Below are 25,833 nucleotides of genomic sequence, written 5' to 3'. Positions count from 1 at the left end.
GTCCTGGTTTCACCTGACGTCGATAAATCGCACGGTACCGTACCCGTAACGAATCCTTCTCATGTCCATGGCGTAATACGCTGGTGTGACAGCAGTCCCTACGGCGGAAGAATTCGCAATCGGCGTGCCATCAAATCCCCGAGTCAATCCAATTAATGTATTTCCGACAATGCCCGTGTAGGCAATCAGCTCTCCAGCAAATCCGCCGATTCGAATAAGTCCTGCCGTTGTCAGGCCTGCGGTGCTATCCAGCGTGATCGACGTTGACGCGGAATTCATTTCTACAGTAAGCAGTCTGGATGGGTAGTTATAAAAATAATTCCAGTTGACACGAGTTTGATCGTCTGCATCAGCGGACGTCCCATCGCCGTTGGGATCGTTGAAATGGCCGGCCCCATCATTGCCTCCGTTATACGTTATGATGTGCGCCAGCTCATGGCTGATGAACGCCGCGGCCGATATATCAGTGGAAATGCTATAGTAGTTCGCAAAATCGAACCCGAAATCTACCGCGTAATTCGAGCCCTCTACACGGGTGGAAAGCCCCCCCTGGGGCGTGAATCCGAATCGCGAAACCAGTTGAAGGTGTCTGAACGTAGGATATGGCATGTCAGCGTTCGCGTTCGCCTGATCGTAAGCCACAAGACTTGCAGGACTTGGTAGAGTTGAAAATGTGGTCGCGAGGTCATCGAGAACGTAAAACATACGGATACCTGCACCGTCGACCGCCTGACTCATGCCCCAAGAAACGGTGTTCATCCAGGACCTGATATCAGTGGGAAGGTGGGCGATCCCGGCCATCGCATCGACCTCAACTAGGAGCTCTTTAAACGCGGGGTTGAGCCGCGTATGCCCGCTGGCGTTGAGGTTGTTGGTGCCATTCCAATCGTAACCACCCCCGTCGAAAATGTAACCTCGGTACTCTTGGAATACAGTCTTGCCGTCGCCGACCGCCGCCTGGTTTCCCATGGCCGGTCCGTAGCTGAAGCTGAGAATCCCAGTGCCGCCGTCAGGATCTTGGAGCTCAGAGTCATCTCCATTGGAGAAGACGGTGACATCGACCGGATGGCTCGTCCCGTACTGGACGTTCCACTCCTGAACTTTCTGCCGCTCCCAAGCGTCGGAGATGCCGTCCGAGTCCATGTCGAGCGGCACGCGGAGGTTCACCGTCAGTATCACCCTCCCGCCCGACATGAATTCGACTTTCACCACGGCGGCCCCGCCGTAGTCCTTGGCCCAAAAATCGACGGAGGTTAGGCGCTGCGCCATCACGCCCATCGCCGAAATGCCATTCGTGCTCTGCAGGAATGAAAAGTCGTTATTATTCGCGCCGCCGGGACCGAAAGCCGGGTCGGTGAGTCCGGCGTTGCCTGCATAGCCTAGGTGGGACGTAGTCGTCAAACTGAACTGGACGGAATCGATCCCCATCCCGGCACCCACGCCGTCGGCGATGATGCTCATATTCTGTCCGACGAATGTCGTATTCTTGAAGCTGTTCCCGGTGGAGATTTTCTGCGTCTTGCCCTCATACCCAGGCAGATAATTCATGGCACCATCGACGGCATCGAGGAGCGATCCGTTGCCATTGACGTCGAGGTCGACGTTCACCACCCGGACCAGAACCGAGTCCCGGGTCACGTACCCGGCTGGCCCGGCTCCGTCCGGGTCGATTTCAACCAGGATATCCACGCTGCCCGCAGCAATCCCCTCAAGGAAGAGGGGGATTGTCCGCTTCGACCCCGAAAGTCCGAGTTGCGACGGATCGTAGACGCCCGAAGGCACGAAGTCGCCGGACGCGCTGGCGGCGGCCGGATTGCGGGCCGCAGACGCGTCCTTCGTCCAGATCCGGAGCCTGCCTCCGTCGGGTATATATTTTCCGTCGGCATTCACGCTGACGACAGACGGGTCCGAGTAAAGGTACGTGATCCGGATCTTCACGTTGGACAGGTCGAACGACTGCGGGATTTCCAGGAACATCCGGCCGAATTTCTGGTTCGCTCCTGCGCTGTCGTCGGCGTTGCCGGCGTTCCCGTCGCGGTTATAGCCGTCAGCGAAGCCGGGCACCCCGTCGCGGTCGTCGTCTTCGGTTTCGACGGCGATCAGGTAGCCGGTCCGCTTCTCGTCGGCCTCAATGCGATCTTCCTCTGGCGAACGGTCCACCGTGCCGGAATTGTCAGAGTCGACGTCCAAGTCGACCATGGGGCTCGTCACCGAGAAAATCTGGGCGACCCACATGAGGCAGTCGCCGTCCCCGGTGATCGAGACGGAGGCCGAGGTGTCGCCCAGCTTGATCGTTGACGAGACGTCGTAGGTTTGAGTGTCCCAGTACGCGCCATCCGCACCAGTGAAGGAATTCGTCCAGGGAATCTGACCGGTGCTCCCGGTGAACTTGGCACGGTCATCGTAGTCCGTCGATCCATCGTCCTGCCCATCACCGACAATGAACGTCGTCCGAGCCTCGACGGGACCGACGGCGTAAAAATCCTTGAATTGCTTGGTGAACGAGTCGCCGGCGTAATAGATCACGCTGTTGCCGTCCTGGATGATGACCGTCTTCGCGACGGCAAGTTCGTCGTTGTATATGACGACGAGCGAGGCCCCCTGAGCTAAACTTTGGCTGGAGGAGACGATGTTGGTGAGCGTAAACATGTCGTTGCCGGTGACCTGCTTGGTGACGTCGGCCCTGTATGAATAACTGGAGTTCAGACCCCAGTTTGTATCGATGCCGGTCCCAATACGACTTCCGGTGATCGCGACGCCGTCGAATCCAAGTTTCGCGAACGCTGGATTCTCGCTGTTGGCCAGATAGGCCCAATATAGATAGGCACCCTTCACGGTCGCCCCGGAGGGTATCTCGCCGATCGTGATCGTGCCCGCATTCTTGCCTCGGATCCCGACGCCGGCCGCGACGTAATCCCCCTTGAGCGTATATTTGATATATCCGGGATTGGTCACGGCGGTCTTGGTCATCCCTCCCGCCGAAACTTGTACGGCTGCCGGCGCGACCGCCGAAGGATCGGCGGAAGAGTAGAGGCCGTCCGCCGAGATCGTGCCGGAACTGTCGGGTGGTATAGACCAGGCGAAGGACTGCGGAACCGCCATCTCCTGCCCGAATTGGTCCCGCGCGTCGGCCGTGAATTGGAATTTGCCGTCCGGCTCGTCGTTGGCAGGCCGCGAGCTCACGACGATGTTCGTCACCTGCTGCTGGACCACGACCGAGACGCTGCTGGACACCGACTGATTGCCGTTGCTGATGGTCGCCAAGAATGTGTAGTTGCCAGCTGCACCAAACGTTGCAGTGGCATTCTTGGATGAATTTATAGTGTTTGTACTGAACGACGGGGAGGGGGCGCTTGCGGGCTTGGAGACGATCGACCAGATGTACCGGAGTTTCGATTCCCCCCCAGTCACGGCACCCAGAACGGCTAGATTCACGGTTGTGCCGGTGACGGTTGAAGCGCTGGCCGTAGCGGGATTCGCAATCGTCGGCGTGTAGTACAAGGTCGATGTGGAGGCGGATTTCCGCGCGGAATCGCCGAAGCTTCCTCGCGCCCTTACTTGGTAATAGTAGGTCGCCGCTTCGATCAAGCCAGCGTCAGTGTAAGTCGTTTGGCCGTCAGATACTTCAGCAACCTCCGTAAATCCAGGCGACCAGCTCGGCCTCCGCTCGACCACATATTTCGTCGCGCCTGCTGAGGCAGACCAGGAGAGAAGGATCGCTGTTGGTGAGGCGGGCGTCGCCGTCAAGTTGGCAGGCGCGGGCGGAAAAGCGGGCGTCGTCGGCGACGCTGCCGGCGTATAGGTGGAGTAGCCGGCTTCGTATCCAAAGGCACGGACGCGGAAGTAATATGTCGTCGATGCGTCGAAAGGACCGCTGGCAGTGTACTTGTTCGTCATCAGCCCGCTAACGGTGCCCACCTCCGTCCACGTCGCGCCGTTGATCAACCGTTCGACGGAGTAGTAACCAATCGACGTGGAATGGGTGACCCAGCTTAGGTCGATCCGGTCGCCGGAGATCACCGTCGCCGACAGGTCGGTAGGAGCGGATGGCTGAGTCGCGGCGACTTTGGTCAAGCTCGCTTGGGAGTCCCCCGCCGTGTTGGTCGCGACGACTCGGTAGGTGTAAGAGTTCGCTTCCAAGAGCCCGGAGTCGGTGAACGTGGTCGCCCCGGCATCAGCAGTTCCCGCCGTCGTCCAAATCGAATCAAAACGGTAGTTGACGCGTTCGATGCGGTAGCCCGTCTCGCCCGCGACGTCCGTCCACGACAGGGCGATGCTCGAATCCGACAACGCCGTCGCCGTGTTCAGCGTCGGTCGGCTCGGGTAGGCCGGTGTTGTCGGCGACACAATTGCCGAATAGGCGGAGTAGCCGCCGACGTATCGATAGGCACGGACGCGGAAGTAATATGTCGTCGATGCGTCGAAAGGACCGCTGGCGGAGTAGCTGGTCCGAGTCGCTCCAAGAGCGGTGCCGACTTGCGTCCAAGTCGTGCCGTTGATCAACTGTTCGACGTAGTAGAGATCAGCCAACGTGGAATGTGGAGCCCACGTTAGGTCGATCCGGTCGCCGGAGATCACCGTCGCCGACAGGTTGATAGGGGCGGATGGCAAGGTTGCGACGACCTTGGTCCCGCTCGGTTGGGAGTCCCCCGCCTTGTTGGTCGCGACGACTCGGTAGGTGTAGAAGATCGCTTCCAAGAGCCCGGAGTCGGTGAACGTGGTCGCCCCGGCATCAGCGGTTCCCGCCGTCGTCCATGTCGAACCACTGTTGGTGCTGCGTTCGATGCGGTAGCCCGTCTCGCCCGCGACGTCCGTCCACGACAGGGCGATGCTCGAATCCGACAACGCCGTCGCCGTGTTCAGCGTCGGTCGGCTCGGGTAGACCGGTGTTGTTATGGAAACAACGTTGGAAAACGCGGAATCCCCCGATTCGTTGCTGGCATAGACTCGGAATAAATACGTGACTCCCGCGGTCAAGCCTGTGGCGGCGTACGTGTTCTGATCGGCTCCCACACTTGCGACCTGCCAAGTGGCTCCACCGTCCGACGACCGTTCCACCACGAAACTCTGTTCGTCGCTGGAATTGTCTGTCCACGTCAGGTCGACCTGAGTGGCGGAGGCTGGGGTCGCCGAGAGATTGGTCGGGGCCCCCAGGCTCGGCAATACCGTCTCGGTGTTTGACATGCCAGAGGTACGGCCGTCAGTTCCGAAAGCACTGACTCGGAAGTGCGTCGCCACTGAGCCGAATGCGCCCGTCACCGTCGCATTGGTCGCATTCTCCGCTGTCGTTGTCGCTTCGACCCAGTTGACCCCGTCCTGCGACATCTCGACGATATAGCCCGTTTCTAGGGCCGAGACGTCGACCCAAGCCAGAACGACGCTCGAGGCCGAGACGAAGACGGCCGTCAAGCCCGTCGGAGTCTTCAAGAGCGTCCTCGCGGACTCCGAACCGCTGGGCGTGGAACTCACCGATTCGTTGGTCGCCGCGACGCGGTAAGAGTAGCGAGTCCCCTCGGAAAGGCCCAAGTTCAGGTAGCTCGTGGCGTTCGCCCCGACCGTCGTGCCGATTAGGAACCAGTCCGACCCGTCGACGCTCCGTTCGATCGTGTAGCCGTCGGCGCCCGCCGAGGCGGTCCACGTCACCTGCACCGCCGAATCCGACACGGCCGCCGCGACGACGCCCGTGGGCGTGGCAGGGGCCGTCGACATTCCTGGGACCGGGTCGAAGAAGATCCCGCTGACCACGGCGTTGGCTCCTCCCACCCGGGTGATGCGGAACTGCACCGAACCGCGGACGTCCCACGTCTGGTAGAGGCCGTCGTGGAATTGCGACGCCTCTCGGGAGTCCAACACCGCGCCCGTCACCGGATCGACGACCTCGATCTGAGTAATTCGAGCGATGCCGTCCCAATCCAGCAGGTACAGGCTGATCCGATGCGTCGCATCGTCCGACGGCGTCACGTCGACGACCACCTCGAACGGCGACGAGTTGAACCAGGCCGCCGCGACGCGGCCCGAACCGTCGGGCTTCTGCACCGCCCGCGTCTCTCCAGCGACGACGTTCGAATCCCAGACGTAGTCGAGCTTGTTGTTGAAACTGACGGTTGCATAACCCGGCTGGGATTCCCAGCCTCCGGCCAGCGAATAGCCGTCACCGCCGTACGAGCCGATCCAGTCGCCCTGGGTCGTCGCGTCGGGCTTCACGAACGAGGCGGAGGCCGAGTTGGGGACGGGGTCGAAGAAGACGCCGCTGACGACCGCGTTCGACCCGCCGTCGTGGACCACCCGGAACCGCACTGCACCGCGCACGTCCCAGGTCAGGTACGCCCCGCCGGCGAAATCCGACGCGTTCCGGCTGTCCAGCACGTCGCCGGTCGCCAGGCTCACCACGTCGATCCGCTCCGTGCGCCCGCCGGCATCCCAGTCCAGCAGGTAGAGGCTGATCCGGTGGGTCGCGTCATCCGACGGCGTCACGTCGACGACCACCGCGAATTCCGAGGTGTTGAACCAGGTCGCCGCCACCCGCCCGGAGCCGTCGGCCCGCTGCAACGCCCGCGTCGTCGACGAGCCCGGATTGGGGTCCCACGTATGCTCGACGCCGTCGTCGATGGAGACCGTCGCGTAGTCCGGATCGTCCGTGTCGTCGCCCGCCAACTTGTAGCCATCGCCGCCGTAGACCCCGAGCCAATCCCCCTGGGTCGTCGCGTCCGTCCCCACGTACGCTGCCGACGAGGCCTTCGTCAGCTTGGCGTCGGCCCAATCGGCGTGGTCAGATGCGGAGCCGTCGCCGCCGTCGGTCGTCATCAGGTGGAGCGTCGAATTGCCCGCGACAGGGACGTCGATCGACGCCGCCGCGTCCGCGAGGGTCAGCACCCCCGAGTCGAACAGCTTCACCCCGTCCGCCCACACCTGGAACACGGCCGATCCGGCACCCGAGGCGTCGTCGTCGATCCCCACGACCGCCTGGAACCGCGAGTAGCGGCCGTCCAACGCCACTTCTACGTCGCTGGCCCCGTACGCTCCCAGACCCTTGGCGTACGTCGCTCCGTCCAGCGTGATCGCGGAGCCGTCGCTCAAGCCGGCCCCCCCCCCACGCTCGCGTCCCGTTCCACCGGCCCCAAGCCGTTGCTCGACGACGACCACGCCAGGTCGCTCACATAAATCTCGCCGGTCATCAGCTGGCGGGCCTCCAGCGGCTGGATCGACGGGACGAACCCTCTCAGCGTGCGGGCGCGGCGGGACTCGCGAATGCGACGTCGGTCGGCGGGCTTGCGGCTCATGGCGGGCTTCTCGAGTGCGGGCGTTCGGATCGGCGCGCACGCCGAACGGGGTGGGGACGCGAGAGTCCCGCCGGCCGTTCGATCGCGATCGTTTCGATCCCGGGTCGTCCGAAGACGCGGGGAGGTTGGGTCGTCGACCGCCTTGCACGCGGACGGCGCGTCGCAAGGCTCTATCGTCGCTGCGACCGACCCCACTGATAAACCGGACCGACGCCGGCCTTCAAGCCCCTGCCGCCTGCCTCGACGCTTGGATGCGTCGAATCAGGCTTCACGGATGGCATCCAAGGTCGACGTAAACCTATGAATCATTGATGAATACGAAAATTCCCAAGTCCGACGCATTCTGAAACTAAAATCTTTTAAATCATGTCGTCGAGCGATGCTTGGATTCGATGTACGCTGTCCTCCGGGATCGGCCTGATCCGAAGAACGTCCCTCGATGAGCGTCGACGTCTTCTTCACCCCGCCTTCATGCAAAGCACAGGAACGCGGATCGCCGACGCCCGCTTCGGCCCGGCACAGGTACACCAACCCCCTGACCCCCTGGGGGTGGGGGGAGGGGTGGGGGCGTTTATATTCACCATGGCCTCCGATCGTCGTCCCTGCGCGCGAAAACCGCCGGCGGCGGATTATGCACCCCATGGGTATGCGCGCAGGCCGCCCGCGTTTCATACGCCGGAAGCGCCGGAACCGACGTTTTGTGGACCTGCTCACGGGTCCCCAGAGCGCCTCTCGTTCACTTTTTAAGACATCGAGTCGTCGGGCCGACCGGAGGAGGCTTTCGCGGGCGTCGCCCGCGGCGCGACCGCTGCGACCGGCGCATACGCCCCATCCCGGCGTCGCATTTGGTTGGATGGACCTCGATCTGATCGCCAAACGTCCTGGCGAACCGAGCCGTTCGGGCTTTGCGGTCCAGCTCGCGTTCCTCCGTCACCTCGGCCGTCCCTGGGCCCATGATGAATCGGTGCCAGCCCCGTGGAGAACCTTCGATCCGCCGGAACATCGTGAGATGTCGACTTGGCTGACCGCGTTGGCGCACAGCATGGATCGTGGCCTCGCGCTGATCAAAACCCTCTTGGACGAGCTGTGGCGGCGTCACATCCTGGCCCCGGCATTGCCGGTGCTGGGCCTCGGCCGCACGCCATCGCGCCCGCCAGGAGGCTACCAGGTGCTGTCCGCCGATCTGACCTCGGAGCAGCGAGTCCGACTGGATGAACTCCTGACGCCGCGCGCCGACTCCCGCCAGACCCTCCTTGGGTGGTGACGCCAGACCGGCGGGGCACCGAATCCCGGCCACATCCTCAAAAGAATCGAACGGCTCTCCTCCCTGCGCGGGCTCGGCATCCCCGACGAATGGGTGCTCGAATCGACGGGTCCGAGATCGACGGCTCGGGCGGTTCGATCGAATGCGGGGGCGACGCGGACGACCGCCTCCGCGTTCGTTCCCCACGACGGCCGGGACGTGTGGGGGCAACGGCGTCGGGTCGGGCGCCGGGGATTGGGTCGAGTCGGATGAATTCCGGCGTGCACAACTCCTCGATCGGAGGAATCTAATCGTTAAGAAATTTTTTCGCAGGGTGCTTGCACGGTAAGCACCACCATGATTTATCGCCTCTCATGAACGCCTCTTAAGGCGACTTCGGTTCGGCGGGGGAGGACGGCATGGGCGGAAGAGCAAGGGCTTCGCGACGATCGAGAGCTTACCGCCCCTCGCCGATCGAATTGCCGCTGGAGCCGATCAAATCGTCCAGCATGCTGTTCGCCCCGCCCGGCCTGCTGCCCATTTCGATCATGCCCACGGGCCTTCCCTCGGCATCCGGGACTGAAGCTCGGCGGATACCGATCGCGGCGGAGGCGGGTCGCGCTCATCTTCGTCGGGCCGGTTCGCTCGATTCGCCCCCCACCGACCTTGGAAGCGGGCCGATCCGACGTGGACCCGACGCCGCGTTTAAGAATGTCCAGGCGTCCGACCCATTCGTCGGATTCGCAGCAACGATTCGGCCGAACAATTCCGCCGGCCTCAGCCCCGGGCAACGCCCCAGATCGTCAGGCGCAGGCGGCCCCGTCGTCGGCGGAGGGACGGGAGGCTCCTCCGCCCAGGCCCGGGCGAAGTCCAACGCCGGCTTCCGACTGCCGGCGGTCCCAGTCCCCCAGGCCAACTCCTCCATGTCGGCTTCGGTCGGCCTGGGCGCGAACGCCGGTGCGGCCGTCGCCGATCGGGGATCGCCCGCGTCCGCCGCGGCGAGCGGCGCGGTCCAATCGCCCGGAGGCGGTTCGACTCCCTCGGCGACGGACGCCTCGAAGAACGCGGCTTTCCAAAATCAGCCGAATTCTTCCGCCGTCCATTCGGCGACCGGAACCGGCGACTCCAAGCGGCTCGCGGCCAGGTCTCCGATCAACCCCTGGGCCGAGATCGGCTCGAACGCCTCGTCGTCGACCGATGGGCTTTCATCGAGTCATTCGACGCGGCTCCACGGCCCGATGTCGACGCGGCCTCGAAATGCACACGGTTCGCTCGATTCAACGGGCTCCGATCCGACGTCGATCCTCGGTTCGACCTTGGCGAGCGGTCGCGTCGCGGCCGGGTCGACCGACGGCGGCTTCGATCCGACTCTGGACGAGGCGAGCCTCGAGAGCGCCGCGAGCACGTCGGCGTCCCCCATGCTGTCGAGCGCTTACGCGATGGTGCGTCCCGTCGGCGGCGGCAAGGGCGGGGTTTTCGCGCAGGTGTATCGATTGCTTCCTCCTTCGCCGTCGACGGCGCCGTACAGCGACGGCCCGGTCGGAGGCGACGCCTCCTCGGCCGGCTTCCGAACGCTCGACGCCTTGCTGCTCAGCTACATCGACGGCGCACTGGCTTCCCTGAACCCCACCGACACGGGGGGGACGAACATCGTCGCCACGCCGACGGCGACCTCAATCAGCGCCAGCGACGGCCTGGGAGATTACGAGTTCACCGCCGGCGGCGGTTACACGATCAACGGGTCGTACAGCGGGTCGAGCTTCGGCACGTCCGACTCCGCCTACCTCAGCTACAGCTTCCAGGAGACCGGCTACGCTCCGGACGGGTCGCAGTTCACGCTCGACGACGTCGGATCTGCGACCCTGTCCATCAACGGGTCCGGCGGAACCTCGACGCACACGTTGACCGACCAACTCACGGGGTCCGACCACTACACACTGACTCTGTCGAACGATCAATCGGCGTCGGGAGCCGCCAACGCGTCGGAAAGCACGACCGAGATCGATGGAGGATCCGACTCGTTTTCCCTGAACGAGACCCAGACCGAGGCGGTCGACGGCTCCGGCGCCGTGAGTTCGGGGAGCGACCACTACGTCTTCGACGAGAGCGGCTCCGACACTTCGACGATCACGGCCCTGTCCGGACAGTCCTCCAGCTCCTCGAGCGTCGACGAAGACGAATCGGCGTCTTCGAACGGTGAAGGCTCCGGCGGCCGGACGCTCCATGTCACGGGCGTCGATACGATCGCCTCGGGCGGCTTTCTGCCCACCGGGTCGAATCAGTTCACCTGGGGCGAAAGCGATTCCTCGAGCGCGTCGTCGACGGAGGTGGGGGAATCGACGATCGCCGAGAGCGGCGAGGCCGAAACGCAGGGGGATTCCGAGAGCGACTCCGAGGGAGAGTCGACAAGCTACGGCGAGACGGGGAGCGAGACGTTTACATCCTCCGAAGGGACGTCCTACGGCTGGTCGGAGACGGTGGGATACGACTTCCACTCGTCCGACGACGCGACCGACACGGGGTTGGAAACCGACGAAAGCTCACTCTCGGCGGCGGACGCCGGCGACACGGCGGACGAGGAAGATCAGTTCAACGATTCGTTCAGCGATCACGATCAGGGACACGTGGCCTCGACGCTCGCGGCGACGGGGACTCAGGCGTTCAGCGGGAGCGTCGTCTCCTCGGGGAATTCGACGTTCAGCTGGAACCGGACCGTCGACGGCACGGACACGCAAGTCGAAACCGACCAGGACTCGATCGACGATCACGACGTGGAACGTCGAACCGAGTCTGGAAACTCGCTTTCCTCGTCCCTCGGCGAATCCTTGACGATCGGCGCGACCGAGACCGACGTCGAAACCGGCCATGCCACGGACTCCCAGAACGGACACGAGACGTTCGGCTCGTACGGGCTCGTCAGCGGAGGAGACGCGACGATCAGCGAGGCCGGCGGGACCACGACGACCGCGACATCGGTCGAGAACGACCAGGACACGGAATCGAAATCCGAGGACGACGTCGACGTCGACGTCGCGAGCGGATCCACGGCGTCGATCGACGACCAGGACGGCGAATCGATCCAGGACGGCGAGACCGCGACGAGCACACTCGTCGACGCGATCGTCTCCTCCGGCGGGACCTTGGCGCTCGGGGCCGGCGGCTTGATCGTCGGATTCTCGCTCGGCGAGACCGACTCCGACACCGCGAATTCCACGGTGAACGAATCCGAGTCGATCACGGCTTCGGGCGGCGAGGCCGACTCCTCGACGAGTTCGCGGTCGACCGTCTCGTTCGGCGAGTCCGAGAACGACCACTCGACGATCCAGGAATCCGAAGTCGATCAGCCGACCTCCGTCGAATCGGGGACGGTGTCATTCGGATCGGGCGGCGTGACCGGCGGATCATTCTTCAGCAGCCTGATCGATCCCAGCATCTTCGACCAGATCGTAGACGCCGCGACGGGTTCCGAGCAGGATTCCGACTTCGAGACCGAGACCGACTCCGCGGCGGGCGAATCCGTTTCGGTCAGCTCGACCGAGAGCGGCGGATCCTCCAACACGGAGACCGAGACCGACTCCGAGACCGACGGGCTGACCGACACGACCAGCCTCGCGCTCGGCGCGGCGGGCGTCGTCGTTTCCGGCGTTGGATACTTCTTCAAGAGCGCGGTCGACCAGTTTCAGGAGACGGACTCCAACACGGGCTCGGAAACGCTCCAGGACGTCGAGATCGACACGCGCAAGGTCGGCGGGGATACCGCCTCGAGCAATGAGTCGGGGGGCGAATCCGACTCCGATTCCGACTCCGATTCCGACCAGGGGATCGAATCCGAGAACGAGACCGTCCAACTCGACTACGGGGCCGGCGGCGAGGTCCTGGACGGGGCGACGACGATCGGATCTTCCCTCGACGACACGGACGAGAACACGCTGGGGGATCAAGTCTCCCTCTCGGCGCACGTCTCGTCCCACGAAGAGGACGCCCAGGCGGGCGAGGAAGAAGACGACTCGGCCGACGACTCGACGAACGAGGTGGACCAGATCCAGGACGTCCTCCAGAACACGGTCCACGAGAGCGGCCTGTCGACGTTCGCGCTCGGGGCCGCGATGGCGGTCCTGGGCGGCGGCTCCTCGACGACCGAATCGGATCACGGCTCGGACGAGGCCACGGATTCGGACACGTTCGACGCGACGGACTACCTCAGCGACCTGATCAACGCCTTCCTGGGCGGGAGCACCCTCTCGATTCAGGAGAACGAGTCGGTCTTCGAACACGACGTCGACACGGACGACGCCGACGACGAGGAGGACGATTCCGAGCAGACCAACGAAACCATCGGCGCGGGCGGCGTGATCTTGGGCGGGTCGACCACCGGGTCGGCGACCTATTCGGACGATTCGGTCGAGGACGTCGACGACGAGGAGTCCGACGACGATACGAAAAACTCCTCCAGGATCGACTCCGCCGACTCGAACTCCAACGCCCGCGAGGTCGAGTCGGTCCACTCGTCGCCCACCCTGGTCGAGACCGGGAGCGGGATCTCGCTCGACGAATCCGGGACCGTCCTGAGCAGCCTGGTCCTCGGCGCCTACGGCGTCGTGACCGGAGGCTCCGTCGTCAGCACCGGTTCCGGGCACGGCGACGGCGGCTGGACCCTCGACGACGAGGACGCTTATTCGTCCAACATCACGATCGACGACCTCGAAAATTCCGGGGCCGACTCCTCCTCCGGCGACGACCAGGAACACGTCAGCGGGACCTTGGAGACGACCGAGCCGTTGGACGGTTCGTCGACGCTCTACACCTCGACGACGGAGACGTTGGGGGACGACGGACGGGTCGTCGGCGGCGCCACGACCATCAGCTTCTCCGAGAGCGATCATGAGGTGATCGGCGACGCCTCCGGCGGCGGGGATTCCTCCGGCGACGAGATGGGCGGCTGGGAGGACTCGGCCGGGGGCGAGAACGACTGGGCGGCCGGGACCGCCGCCGACTCCGACTCGGAGTCCGGGTCGTCGACGCGGGTCCAGATCGGCACCCTGACCGAAGATCTGGGGCTCGACGGCACTGTTGCCGACGGCTTCGAGAGCCAGACCCTCCAAGACTCGTCGGACTCGACTGTCACGGAATCCGACTCGGCCGTCATGACCGTCACCGACGCGATCTCCGGGTCCATGTCCTCCAACGTCACGATGACGCTGACGGAGTCAACCGGCGAGACGACCACCGAGCGCGAGACGATCTCGGGCTGGGCGGAGGCGACCCTCGGCGACCAGGGGACAGTCGTCTCCGGCTCCGACTCCTACACGATCGACGAGTTCGACGCGTCCAGCGGGACGCTGCACGGAACGGGCCCCGAGACCTCGTCGGACACCGGACGCCCCCTCAGCGGGACGGCGACGGTCGACGGGACCGACTCCTCCACCAGCACGATCCACCAGGAATTCGCCGACGAACTGGGGACGGGCGGGACCATCGCGTCGGGTTACCTCAGCTACACCGTGAGTTCCTCCGCCGACGACGATTCGACCCGCGTCGAAGCGGGGACCGAAACGATCGGCGACGACGGCGGCGGCTCCAGCCAGACCGAATCGATGGGGATGACGACGACGTTCTCGCACGAGAACGCGGCGCAAGAGGACGGCACGGAGACGCTGGGGACGAACGGCACGATCCTCGAAGGCTCGGCCAGCTTCTCCTGGAGCGAGGGAAGGTCGCTGGACCGCGTCCTCGACCTCTCGGGCGTCGGGGCCTCGTTCGCCGTCGCCGAGTCGAGCGGCGACTCCTACGGCTTCGGCGAGTCGGGGACCGAGTCCATCACGACCGGCGGCGTCGACGTCCCGGGCACGATCTCGTTCTCCTGGAGCCAGGAGGGGAACGACGAATACGAAATCGACCGCTCCAACCACAATTCCTCGGGCGGGACGTACTCCTACAACCTGACCGACTCCGTCGACTCCTCTTGGGGCGACCACGGCGTCGACGTCTACACCGACGGCGACACGCTCTCCGGCCGGACCGAGACCTACACCTGGGATGACGTCCATACCCTCGATTCGGACGTTTCGGATCTGCAGACTTACTCCGACGCCTCCTCTGGGAACCACGGCCTGACCGACTTCCATGGGTCGGCGACTCAATCCTTCAATCTGCATGCGTCCGGATACGATACCCTGAGCGCGGACGAATCCGGCGACGACGGATACGGTTACGGCGGCGCGACGACCCCGACGCTCGCCGAGGCGACGGAGAGCTATACCCTCGACGACATGGTCTCTGACGCGGGTGAGGCAGATTCCAGCGCCTCGTTCAGCGAAGGCCTCATGATCGACGACAATCCCTCGACCGACTCCATCAGCCTGCACGAGGCTGGGGGCTCCACGACGTCCGGCACGCTCAATTCGTCGTCGGACTCCTACCACGCCGAGGAGGCTCGCACCAGCCAGACTTCGTTCGATTATCAGGCGACCGGCTCGGACGGTTATCAGGTGCTTGAGGGCGCAAGCACCTCCGAGGCGTTCGACTTCTACGCCAACGGTCAGGACTCGACGGACACAGACGGCCTCGTCACGTCATCCCTCGGCCTTAGCTCGGATTATTACGACTCCAACAGCTTCACAAACACCGAATCGGGACAGTCGCTGAACTCAACGTCCGACCCGTACATCGATGCCCAATTCCGCATCGGCCAAAGCTCGCAATCCGACGACGGCGTCTATACTTCCAGCGATGGGGAGGAATCGTTCTCGCTCGGGCAAACGTTCATGTCCTCGCAGTCCGGCGGCGACGTCGGGAGCGACCAGAATGGCTCGTGGTCGTCAAGCGGCGACGACAGCGATGATTTCACCGCGACGGAATGGGGGTCGTCAGGCACCGGCTCTCAGCTGGCGACCAGCAGTGACCCGCCGGTGATCCACGGGACGTCCGTCGGCAGCCCGCCGTACGGCCTGCCGGACTATCCGATCGTCGCCGAATACTATTGGGTCCCCATGCCCACACTGGGCGGGACCGGCAGCCTGCTCGGCCTGGCCGAGGAGAGGTATCCCACCCAGGCGGAGTTGGGCTTCGACGCCGACCTCAGCGGTTGTCGGATCTCCTTGACGCAACCCCCGCCACGAAACGTCGCCGTCTATCGACCGGACGCGACGATCGGGGAAGGGGAGATCGACGCCGACACGGCCTACAATCTCACGGGCGACCTAACGTACGGCACGGCCGCGCCCAACGTGGACGCCATGACGGCGGACGGTCGGCCGGTCGAGGAGGCGACGAAGCTGGGGAGCTTCGTCCAGAACGTCGGGGTGCCCGACGGCGTCTCGCGCGACGACCCGCCCGACCAGGCCGACGTGCTGACTGGCCTTGCCGCCGCGGGGCGACGGCCCAAGGCCGCCACCGTCCTGCTCTGGGGCGGGCTGGGCTCCGCCGGTTCGGGCGATACCGGGGGCGGCGGCGAGTCGGGGGGCGGATCGGGCGGATATTCGGGGGGCGGATCGGGCGGATACTCGGGGGGCGGCTCCGGCGGATATTCAGGCGGCGCTTCGGGTGGTTACTCGGGGGGCTGGGATTTCGGCTTCAGGTCAGGCGGTTTGAGTGGGTTCACGCTGGGGGATTCGTCGGGCGACCCCCTGGTCTCGCTGGCGCCGCTGTCGGCCGACGCGGGCTTCGCGAACCGGCCCCGGGGCGGCCTGGTCTCGCCCTCGGCGACGTTCAATCCGTCGATCGAGCCGGCGGGGATCGGCCCCGGGTTCATCCACGGGCCCGACCTCGCCAACCTGGCCCTCGGCCGGGCCGCGACGACCATCGACCAAAGCGACTCGTCGTCCGAAAGCTCCACCGTCGCCCAGGTGGTCGTCTATACCGACGGCGCGGGCGACGCCACGACGGTGGATTACAACGCGGCCGGCGAGGCTGTCGCGGTCACGGATCCCGACGGCGGCACGACCTCCTACGCCTACGACGACCAGGGCCGACTGGACCGGAAGACCGACCCCACCGGCGGCGTGACGACGTACTCCTACGACTCGACCGGCCGTGTGGCGGCGACCGTCGACCCCGACGGCCGCAGGCGGACCTTCGTCTACGACGCCGCCGGTCGCATCGTCGCCGAGGACTGGTACGACGCCGCGGGCATGCTGGTGGACCGCTTGCGCTTCGCCTACGACGCCGCCGGCCGCCTGGCCGCCGCATCGAACGACGCCGGCGCGTACACGTTCCTGTACGACTCGCAAGGCCGCCTCGTCTACGAGACCGAGCCCGGCAACCACTGGCTCAGCTTCCGCTACAACGGCGAGGTCGTCACCCGGCTGGACTCCGCCGGCGGCCGGCAGGTCTCGATCTATGACTCTCAAGACCGGCTCGTCTCGCGCCGCACCGTCGCGCCCGGCCAGCCCACCCTGGAAGCCTTCTTCACGTACGACGCCGCCGGCCGACTGGCCTCGATCACGCGGACGACCAACGGCGCCGCCTCGGGCTCGACGACCTACGCGTACGACGCCTCGGGCGACGTGGAAACGATCCTCGACCACGACGCCGCCGGCAACCTCGTCGACTCGCAAGCCTACACGTACGACGACAACGGCCGCGTGGCGTCCGAGCTCGACGGCGTCGACGACGGCGGCTCTGACGACGGCGGCTCTGACGTCGAAAGCGGCGGCGATGAAGGCGGGGGCGAGGTCGACGACCCGACCCCCTCCGAGCCCGAGGTCCCCGGCGCGACGTCCTACACGTACGACGACGCCGGCCGCCTGACCTCCGACGGCACGACGACGTATACATATGACGCCGCCGGCAACCGCACCGGCGGCGGCTACGTCGTCGGCGCCGGCAATCGACTCCTCTCTGACGGCACGTGGAACTACACGTACGACGCCGCCGGCGACCGCGTCGGCAAGACCGACCCTTCGACGGGCGTCTCCTGGACCTACGCCTACGACGACGCCGACCGCCTCGTCTCGGCCGTCGAGAAGGACGCCTCCGGCGCGGTCGTCGCCAGCGAGATCAACGTCTACGACGTCTTCGGCGACCGCATCCAGGAGACCGCCTGGACCGCCGGGGCCGCCTCGCCAACCGTCGTCCGCCAGTCCTACGACGGCCCCAACGCCTGGGCCGACTTCAACGCCAACAACCAACTCACGACGCGCTACGTCTTCGGCGACGGCACCGACCAGATCCTCGCCCTCGAATCCTCCTCGACGGGCCCCGCGTGGTACCTGACCGACCGCCTGGGCTCCGTGCGCGACATCGTGGGTACATCGGGAACCGTCCTCGACCACCTTGATTACGATACCGCCGGCAACGTCACGGTCGAAACCAACCCCTCGTACGGCGACCGCTACAAATTCACCGCCCGCGAATACGACCCTCTCTCCGGCCTGTACTACAACCGCGCCCGCTGGTACGACCCTCGCACCGGAACCTGGATCGAGCCCGACCCCTCCAACCTCGCCGCCGGCGACCCGAACGTCTACCGCTACGCCGCCGGCGACCCCGTCGACTACACCGACCCCAGCGGGCTGTCGTTGTGGTCGTCCGTGTACGACGCGGCGGCCTACGTCGGCGACAAGGTCATGCGCGGGGTCTACACGGGGGACATCAACGCCTCGGACGACGCCTACCAGGCGGTGAAGGAAGCCGTCGGGAACAGTGTCCTCGATACGGGCGCCGTCGCCGCCGACACCTTCTCTTTCGGGTACGCGGGGCACGAACGGGCCCAGCAGGCCCAGCAAGCCGCGATGGAGCGCGGCGACGTCGCCGCTCAGGTCGGGTTCGGGGTCGCCAAGCTCCTGGGCCGCGCGGGCCAGGTGGCGGTCGTCGTCGGCGGCGTAGCGGTTGCGTCGAAAGTGGCGCCAGCCATACCGGGTGCCGCACGGATCCTCGCGACCATGGCCCCCTACGCACCCTACGCTGCCACCGCCCTAACGGTCGTCGGCGGCGTGGTCGCCGTCACTGAAAGCGGTAAAGCCTACGAGTCCTTCTCGAAGGGCGACATCGCCAACGGCATCGACCACCTGGGCATGGCCGCGCTGAGCGCTTGGGGAACCGTCAAGGGCCTGATGAACTGCTTCCCGGCCGGCACGCTGGTGGCGACGTCGGAGGGCCTCCTGGTCATCGAGAAAGTCCAGGAAGGGGACTTCGTCTGGGCCTTCGACCTGACTGCGGGCGTGTGGAAGCTCCGCCGGGTCCTTCAGACATTCCGGACCCTCTACGAGGGCCACTCCGTCTCCGTCACCGTAGCGGCCGAAGCGGAGGAAACCGTCGATGCGACCCTGCTCCACCCGTTCTGGGTGATCCGGGGCGAAGCGCTGGACGACCGCCCCCGGCGGGACCACCTCCCCGCCGCTCCCGACGGCTCCACGACGCCCGGCCGCTGGGTCGACGCCGGCGACCTTCGTGTCGGCGACGAACTACTCCTCCGCGACGGGCGGGTCGTCCCCGTGCGGGGAGTCCGAATCGAGCCGTACCACGACGACGTCTACAACTTCCACGTCGACGAGCTGGAGTGCTACGCGGTAGGCTGGAACGGCGTCCTCGTCCACAACACCAACGGGGCCGAGGAAGCCGCCGAGGCCGGCGAGGCCGCCGCAGCCGACGAAGCCGCGGCGGGCGAAACGGCTGCTCCAAACGCACAACGTCCAAATTGGACCAACTACAACGGAAAGCATGTAGCCTCCGGCAAACTCGATTGGAAAACGATTGTCAAAGGAACGAAGAACGGTCCTGCTAAATACAAGCCGGGGACTGACATCGAACAACTTGAACGAATGGTTCATAGTCAAGGAATTCCCGCAACGAACGGGAAACCTTGGAGGGTGATGGAGTTTCCGGACGAAATTGGTGCCTCCGCTGGAAAACCATCAAGGTGGGTGCGAGTTGAGGAGAGCGGCGGAACAATTCATGGACATCCAATCACGGCCGAAGAATTTCAAAAACTTACCAAGGTGAGATGATGGACCAAGAGATGTTTGATTGGAAGTCTGGCAGGATTGTCTTCTGGGATTTAGATGGGATCAACGAGGTTGCCCCGTTGAGTGAACAAGTTGATGATCTCAAAGAGGATTTGGCGCAGATCGCCTTTCCGGGCGGAACCATACTTGATCTTGGTTGGTACCCTTCGTTTGATCCTCAAGGAGAGTTCAAGGTTACGGTCGTTCAGAACGGCGACTGGGAACGGCCGGTACTTCAAGTCGGAGCCAAGGATTTGCGATCGTTGAAGCGTCAGATACTTCTTGCGATATCATCCTCCGTTTGAGCAAATCCGATGACATTACAGCGGTTTGCCCTCGGGCGGCATACGCGAATAATAGCTGGTAGAGCCCTAGTCGCGTGACGCGACGGCTCGGGCGGCCTGGGGGCTGGTTCTTGGTTTTCCATCGGCCCGGATCGTCGCGGAGGGGAGGCGACGCCCGTGCCGAATCGCCCGGATTTTTCGTTTCATTCGCGCGATTCCGCATCATACTTCCTACAGAGGGCGATCCTTGGCAATCCGGCGTTCGGCATCCTCGCTCACGCGGGACGTGCTTCGTTTGGCTATCAAAACCGACCGAACGAAGCCACCGCGCGACGCGGGAAATACGGATTCCACCTGATCCCAATGCATGACTTGCGTCGAACAGTTTCGGTCGCCGCGCTGCGCGGACGAACCCGATCGAAGCCGGCGCTGCGACGGTGGACTGCGGCTCGGACGACGGCGCCTCTTCTCACGCCGACGACCTCACGGGCCCCCGGAGCGTTTCAGCGGATCGCCCACATCAGGCGAGGGAGCGGAAGAAGTCGTGATACTGCTCCAGGATTCGGCCCTCGTCCCAGCGCCGGGACCAGGCCAGGGCGCGGGCGGATTGTTCGGCCTCCCAGGCGGGGTCGTCCCAGAGCCGCTCGATGATCTGGAGCCAGGGGGCGACTTCCTCGGCCGTGGGGGGCTCGGTCGAGGAGGGCGTCAGCCGCGGCGGGACGGGCAGGACGAAGCCGCCGTCGCCGACGACCTCGGGGAGGGCCCCGCGGTCGCTGGCCAGCACCGGCAGGCCGTTGGACATCGCCTCGGCGGCGACCCGGCCGAACGTCTCCCGCACCAGCGACGGAATCAGCACCGCCCGGCTCACCCCGTAAAAGTCGCGAGGATCGGGCGTGTTGGCCATCCGATGTAGATTGGCGACGCCCGACAGGTCGAGCGGCACCCGCTCAAGCCCCTTCGCCCGCGCCCTGGACTCGAGGACCAGCATGGGGATGTCGGGCCTCCGCCGGCCCAGCTCGGCGGCGATTCGGGCGAAGACCGCCGCCCCCTTGGCGAGCTGCGGATTGACGAAGGTCAGGTAGCGCGGCGCGCGGTCGGCGGCGACCACGCGATCGGGTCGGATCGCGTTGGGGATCACCACGCAGTCGCGGCCCAGGACCTCGGCGTAGTGGCGGCGGGCGTACTCGGTCGTCACGACCAGGGCCGAGACGTCGCGGAACAGGTCGGGCTTCGAGTACTCGAAGTTCCGGAGGTGGAAGACAACGGCGATCCCCCGCCGCCGAGCCCGCGCCATCAGCTCGCGGCCGACGACGTGGCCGCCGTAGGTGAACATGACCTGGGGCCGGAATCGGGCGAAGACCTGGTCGGCCAGGTCGAGGAACGCGACGGCCTCGGCCGAGTCCGCCCACCTGGCGATCCGGCTGCCGGCCGTCGGCATGAGCGCGACCCGGACGCCGCCGAGCGTCAGGTCGAAGACCTCGACGTCCGCCCCGGCGTCGGGCGTCGAGAGGGCGGCCCTGGCCCGTCGATAGGGCGTCCCGAGCCCGTCGAGCAGTCCCCCCAGCGGCGTCTCGTCGGGAAAGTCGACCAGGCCGGTCGAGAGGACGCGGGCGTCGATCCCCCCGGCGGCGAGCAGCTCCATCAGCTCGCGCGTCGAGACCGCCGCCCCGCTCGAAGGGTCGACGTAGCCGTGGACCGACGCGAAGAGGACCCGATCGATTCCCATCGCCTACCCCCGAATCATGCCCCGTCGCATCGCCCCAGGCCCCGAGATTCTAGGGCATGCGAGCCCTCGGGTGAAAGACGCCGAACCCGGGCTTCCATTGCCGATCCGCGTCGAGATTGCGGCGGGTGCGGGGTCGGCGCGAGGGATCGTCCCGGTCATACTGGACGCCGTTTTCAACATTCGCGGTCGAGCGAGCCGAAGGTCGTCGCGGCCCTCGCTTCGACCGAGCGCCTGGGCGACGTCGTCCCCATGAAATCCGAGAAGATCTCCGTCGTCGTGCCGGCCCACAACGACGAGGCCACCCTCCTCGACGCCCTCCGGAGCGTCGAACGGTCGTGGGAGCACTTCCAAACCCAGGACGGCGGCGGCCGGTCTTGCGAGATCGTGATCGTGGACGACTGCTCGCGCGACGCGACGTCCGAACTGGCGGCGGGCTACTGCGTCGGCCGGCCCGATCGCGTGCTGATCCGACGCGACGAGCCCGGCGGCCCCGCCTCCGCCAGGAACGCGGGCGTCGCCGCTTCGTCGGGCGACGTCCTCCTCTTCCTGGACGCCGACGACCTCTTCCTGGAGCCTCACGTCTCCCTGGTTCTGCGGGCGCTGGATGACCCGACGGTCGACGTCGTCAAGACCGGCGTCGCCCTCGACGACCCCGTCCACCCGACCTGGCGGGCCCGCATCGTCAACAGCCTGGTGATCAACCTGGCGCTGCGGCGGCGGCTCCACGACGAGATCGGCGGTTTCTTCGACGTCCACCTCTTCCGCAAACGCGACGGCCGTCTCGTCCACGAGCTGGACGTGTTCCGGTCGATCGAGGACGTCTTCTACAACCAAGCCCTCTTCCGCCTCTTCCGCTGCGTCTTCCTGGCCGAGGAAACCGTCCGCTACACGAGAAGGCCCGGCAACTCCTTCGACCGCCAGTACGAGAAGTTTCGCGTCGCCCCCGGGCTCCACCAGGAAAAGGAGTCGGACGAGCGCCGGCTCCAGGTGGCGCTCGGCAGCGTGTTCTTCCGCCACGAGATGGAGGCCTTGAAGAAACGGATGACCTCGAACGGACCGGATGGCGCGTGAGCCCGACCTACCGCCCGCCGCCGTACGACTTCTCCTCGACCAGGTCCGACCCCAGCCGTTCGTTGATCCGCCGCTTGATCTGCGCCCGCCGGTCGTTCGTCCGGTAGATCGCCCGCGCCAGCTCGACGAAGCGGGGGTCGACGTGGTCGTCTCGGTCGAAGTCGCGGATCTCGTCCTCGATCGTCCAGAGAGTCGCGTTGACCTCCTTCAGCTCGGCCGTCAGCTCGCGGACGGCTTCGGGGTCGAAGACGAAGCTCTCGTGGCACTGCCGGAGCATGGCCAGCTCGTCCCGGACGTGGCGCAGCTTGTCGGGGTCGGCGAGCCGCTCGGCCTTGATCTCCAGAATCGTGATCTTGTCGATCAGCTCCCCGGGCGCGATCTTGACGGGGATCGCCCGCGTCCGGGCCCGCCGCTTGACCTCCGACCGCAGCTCGTCGGCGATCCGGTCGAAGACCGGCCCCCAGGCCATGTGCTCCGTCTGCCTGAAGATTCGCATCGTCGGATACCAGGGCGTGTCCTCGCGGGCCGTCATCCAGCGCCAGTCGGGCGTCGTGGACAGGGCCATCCACGTCGGCACGCCGAGCGCCCCGGCCAGGTGCGCCACGGCGGTGTCCGAGGTGATGAACAGGTCGAGGTTCTTCATGACCGCGGCGGTGTCCATGAACGGCCCGGTCGACTCGTCCAGGCGACGCCCAAGGTCCGTCGCCGGGAAGGCCCCCTTGCAGGCGTCGAGCTGCTCGAGCCCCGCGTTCTTCTGAATGCTGAAGAGCTGAACCCCGGGAATTCGGGCCAGCGGTTCGTAGAATTTGAGCGGGATCGACCGATGCCGGTCGCCGGCGTACTTGGGGTTGCCCTGCCAGTTGATCCCCACCTTCAAGCCCGGCGTCGCCCCCAGCTCGCGCCCCCAGGACTCGACGAGCCGGGGGCCGGCGTGGATGTAGGGGACCTCCGCCGGGATCGCCTCGACGGACGTCGCGGTCAGGCCGGGGACGTTGAGCAGGGGGCAGTAGACGTCGTAGTCCGGCAGCGGGCGGCCGTGGCCGACGAGGTGGTCGATCCACGGCGACCCCGAGAGCAGCGGGATCAGCCTCTCGGGGCATTCGAGGATGACCTCGCCCGCCCCGTTCCGCTTCAGGAGCATGGCGAACCGAACGAACTGGAGCGTGTCGCCGAGCCCCTGCTCGGAGATCAGCAGGATCCTGCGGCCCTGGAGCGGGAACCCGTTCCACTGCGGCATGATCAGCGGGCGTCGGGTCAGGACGCGCTTCTTCCAACGCCATTCGTACTCGGCCCAGCCCTGGGCGTAATCCCCCATCCGCAGCCACGTCAACGCCCGGTTCATGTGGGCGTCGACGTGGTTGGGGTTGATCCGCAGGCACTGGGTGTAATTTTCCACGGCGTCGCGGCAACGGCCCATCTCGGCGTAAGCGATTCCCAGGTTGTTGTAGGCGTCGGCGTACTGCGGCTTGTGGGCCAGCGCCGTCTGGTAGCACTCCAGGCTCTCCTCGAACCGGCCGAGGTGCCTCAGGGCGTTGCCCAGGTTGTTGTAGGCTTCCGCATACTTGGGCGACGCCTCGATCGCACGGCGGTAGCTGTCGACGGCCTCCGCGAACCGTCCCATCCTCGCGAGCGCGATGCCGAGGTCGTTATGGGCGTCGGCGTAGTTCGGGGCGAGGCGGATCGCCTCGCGGTGGCTCGCCTCGGCCTCGGTATATTTCTCCATCCGGGCCAGGGCGTTCCCCAAGCTCTTGCGCAGCCTGGGCTCGTTCGGCCGCACCGCGATCGCCTGCTTGTAAACGGCCGCCGCCTCGGGATGGCGGCCTAGGCCCGAGAGCGCGTCGGCCAGGTTGGCGGCCGCCTCGACGTAGTCCGGCTTGAACCGCAGCGCCTGCTGGTAGTTGACGACCGCCGCCTCGAGCTTGCCCCGGCTCGCCAGGGCCAACCCCAGGTTGTTGTGGGCCTCCGGGTAGTCCGACCGGAGGCTGAGAGCCTTTTCGTAGTGGACCAGAGCCTCCGACAGTTTGCCTTGATGCTTGAGCGTGATTCCCAGGTTGTTGAAAGCTTCGGGATACTTGGGCCTCAGGCGCAGGGCCTCGCGAAAGCAGGCCGCCGCCTCGTCCAACTTGCCCTGGTTGCGGAGCGCGTTGCCCAGGTTGTTATGGGCGTCGGGGTAGTCGGGCTTGTGCTTAAGGGCCTCGCGATAGCACGACTCCGCCTCGGCGAAGCGGCGCATCCGGGCCAGCAGGATTCCCAGTTCGTTGTTGGCTTCGAAGTCCTCCGGACGGATCCGAACGGCCGCCCGATAAGCCTCGATTGCGTCCGCATCCCGCCCCTGTTTCATGCGGACGCCGCCGAGGCCGCGAGCGGCGTCGTGCCTGCCGGGGGCTGTCCGCAGGGTCGACTGGAACGCCGAGGCCGCATCTTCAAGGCGACCCGCCCGGAGGGCCAGGAAGCCCATCCGATAGTGAGCGTCGGCGTGCGTCGGATCCAGTTCGACGGCCCGCCGGAAGCTCGCGACGGCGTCGCCGATCCGACCGGCTTCCTCATGCAACGCGCCGACGTCGTAATGGAGATGGGGGTTGCCGCCCTGGAGGCGTGCGGCCTTCGCGAAGCATGCGAGGGCCTCTTCCGGACGTTTCAACCCACGGTAGGCGGAGCCGAGCAGGTGATGCGCGTCCGCCCTCCCGCCGTCCAACACGACGACCCTCCCCAGGAACTCCGACGCGGCGTCGTACCGCCTTTCCTTCAAGGCGAGCACGCCGAGCACGAAGAGCAGGTCCGGATCGTCCCGACCGTTCCCGAGGTCGATCGGATATCGCTTCGCCTCGTTCCGAACCTCGGCGAGGTCGACGCCCGAACGATCGACTGCGGGAGTCGCTTGATTCTCCATGTGATGTGCCCGCTCGACCTTACAATGAATTGAGGCTGTAATTAAGACGGTCTCATAATTCTACCGTACATTCCTCGGTCACGTGATCGTCAAGTGGCGGGTTTCGAACGAAGGGGTTGGGTGGCCTAAACGACTGCTGGCGAGAATTCATCAGACCTCAGAACCCGGAGGCCCTGGCGCACACGCCCCCCCCTATCCGGGGTCACTCCTCGGAACGGACGAAATCGTACGCTAAGCCGGGTTCGAGGTCGGAAGTGAGACCTGAGGATGGCGTTGCGGCGTGGAGCCGGTTGTACAGCATGGCGGAAAACTTTAGATTTCTGCCATGCCCCGAAGCCAGGCCGATTTCCTTGAAGGTATAGCGCCCTGTTGACGGATCGGGTAGCCTCGCGGTAT

General features: G+C 65.5%; 9 protein-coding genes. 4 read left to right on the top strand and 5 right to left on the bottom strand.

Going from position 1 to position 25,833, the window contains the following annotated elements:
• Positions 1 to 9: 9 nt before the first annotated feature.
• Both G5C50_RS25835 and G5C50_RS25830 read right to left on the bottom strand, forming a co-directional pair.
• A complete protein-coding gene (locus G5C50_RS25835; protein ID WP_165073867.1) occupies positions 10 to 7,077 on the bottom strand; it encodes a fibronectin type III domain-containing protein in 7,068 nt (2,355 codons plus the stop codon).
• Complete coding sequence (locus tag G5C50_RS25830; protein WP_165073866.1) at positions 7,074 to 7,280, bottom strand: NPCBM/NEW2 domain-containing protein; 207 nt, start codon at positions 7,278 to 7,280, stop codon at positions 7,074 to 7,076. The genes G5C50_RS25835 and G5C50_RS25830 overlap by 4 nt, the downstream gene beginning before the upstream one ends.
• An 853-nt stretch (positions 7,281 to 8,133) precedes the next feature.
• On the opposite strand from G5C50_RS25830, the gene G5C50_RS25825 reads away from it, so the two are divergent.
• From G5C50_RS25825 to G5C50_RS25815, 3 genes are all read left to right on the top strand, one after another.
• A complete protein-coding gene (locus tag G5C50_RS25825) occupies positions 8,134 to 8,544 on the top strand; it encodes a DUF4158 domain-containing protein (protein ID WP_165073865.1) in 411 nt (136 codons plus the stop codon).
• A gap of 902 nt (positions 8,545 to 9,446) precedes the next feature.
• On the top strand, positions 9,447 to 19,469 hold the full coding sequence (locus G5C50_RS25820; protein ID WP_165073864.1) for an RHS repeat-associated core domain-containing protein: 10,023 nt from the start codon (positions 9,447 to 9,449) through the stop codon (positions 19,467 to 19,469).
• Positions 19,469 to 19,771 carry a hypothetical protein gene (locus G5C50_RS25815; protein ID WP_240907365.1) on the top strand — a complete coding sequence of 101 codons (303 nt, stop codon included), beginning with the start codon at positions 19,469 to 19,471 and terminating at the stop codon, positions 19,769 to 19,771. The genes G5C50_RS25820 and G5C50_RS25815 overlap by 1 nt, the downstream gene beginning before the upstream one ends.
• Positions 19,772 to 20,270: 499 nt before the next feature.
• On the opposite strand, the gene G5C50_RS25810 is transcribed toward G5C50_RS25815, so the two are convergent.
• Positions 20,271 to 21,476 carry a glycosyltransferase gene (locus G5C50_RS25810; RefSeq protein WP_165073863.1) on the bottom strand — a complete coding sequence of 402 codons (1,206 nt, stop codon included), beginning with the start codon at positions 21,474 to 21,476 and terminating at the stop codon, positions 20,271 to 20,273.
• Positions 21,477 to 21,725: 249 nt separating this feature from the next.
• Between G5C50_RS25810 and G5C50_RS25805 the strand changes: the two genes are divergently transcribed.
• On the top strand, positions 21,726 to 22,547 hold the full coding sequence (locus G5C50_RS25805; protein WP_165073862.1) for a glycosyltransferase family 2 protein: 822 nt from the start codon (positions 21,726 to 21,728) through the stop codon (positions 22,545 to 22,547).
• A 7-nt stretch (positions 22,548 to 22,554) separates the two neighbouring features.
• Here the strand turns inward: G5C50_RS25805 and G5C50_RS25800 are convergent, their stop codons facing one another.
• Entirely contained in the window at positions 22,555 to 25,437 is a 2,883-nt protein-coding gene (locus G5C50_RS25800; RefSeq protein ID WP_165073861.1) for a DUF6165 family protein, read from the bottom strand.
• 202 nt (positions 25,438 to 25,639) lie between these two features.
• Positions 25,640 to 25,833 (bottom strand): hypothetical protein (locus tag G5C50_RS32420; RefSeq protein WP_206107857.1); only part of this gene is annotated, 194 nt, incomplete at its 5' end.

Origin of the sequence: Paludisphaera rhizosphaerae (assembly GCF_011065895.1) — a bacterium.
Classification (GTDB): domain Bacteria; phylum Planctomycetota; class Planctomycetia; order Isosphaerales; family Isosphaeraceae; genus Paludisphaera; species Paludisphaera rhizosphaerae.
The sequence above is the reverse complement of the archived record's forward strand: the minus strand, read 5'-3'. Positions and strand labels throughout refer to the sequence as shown.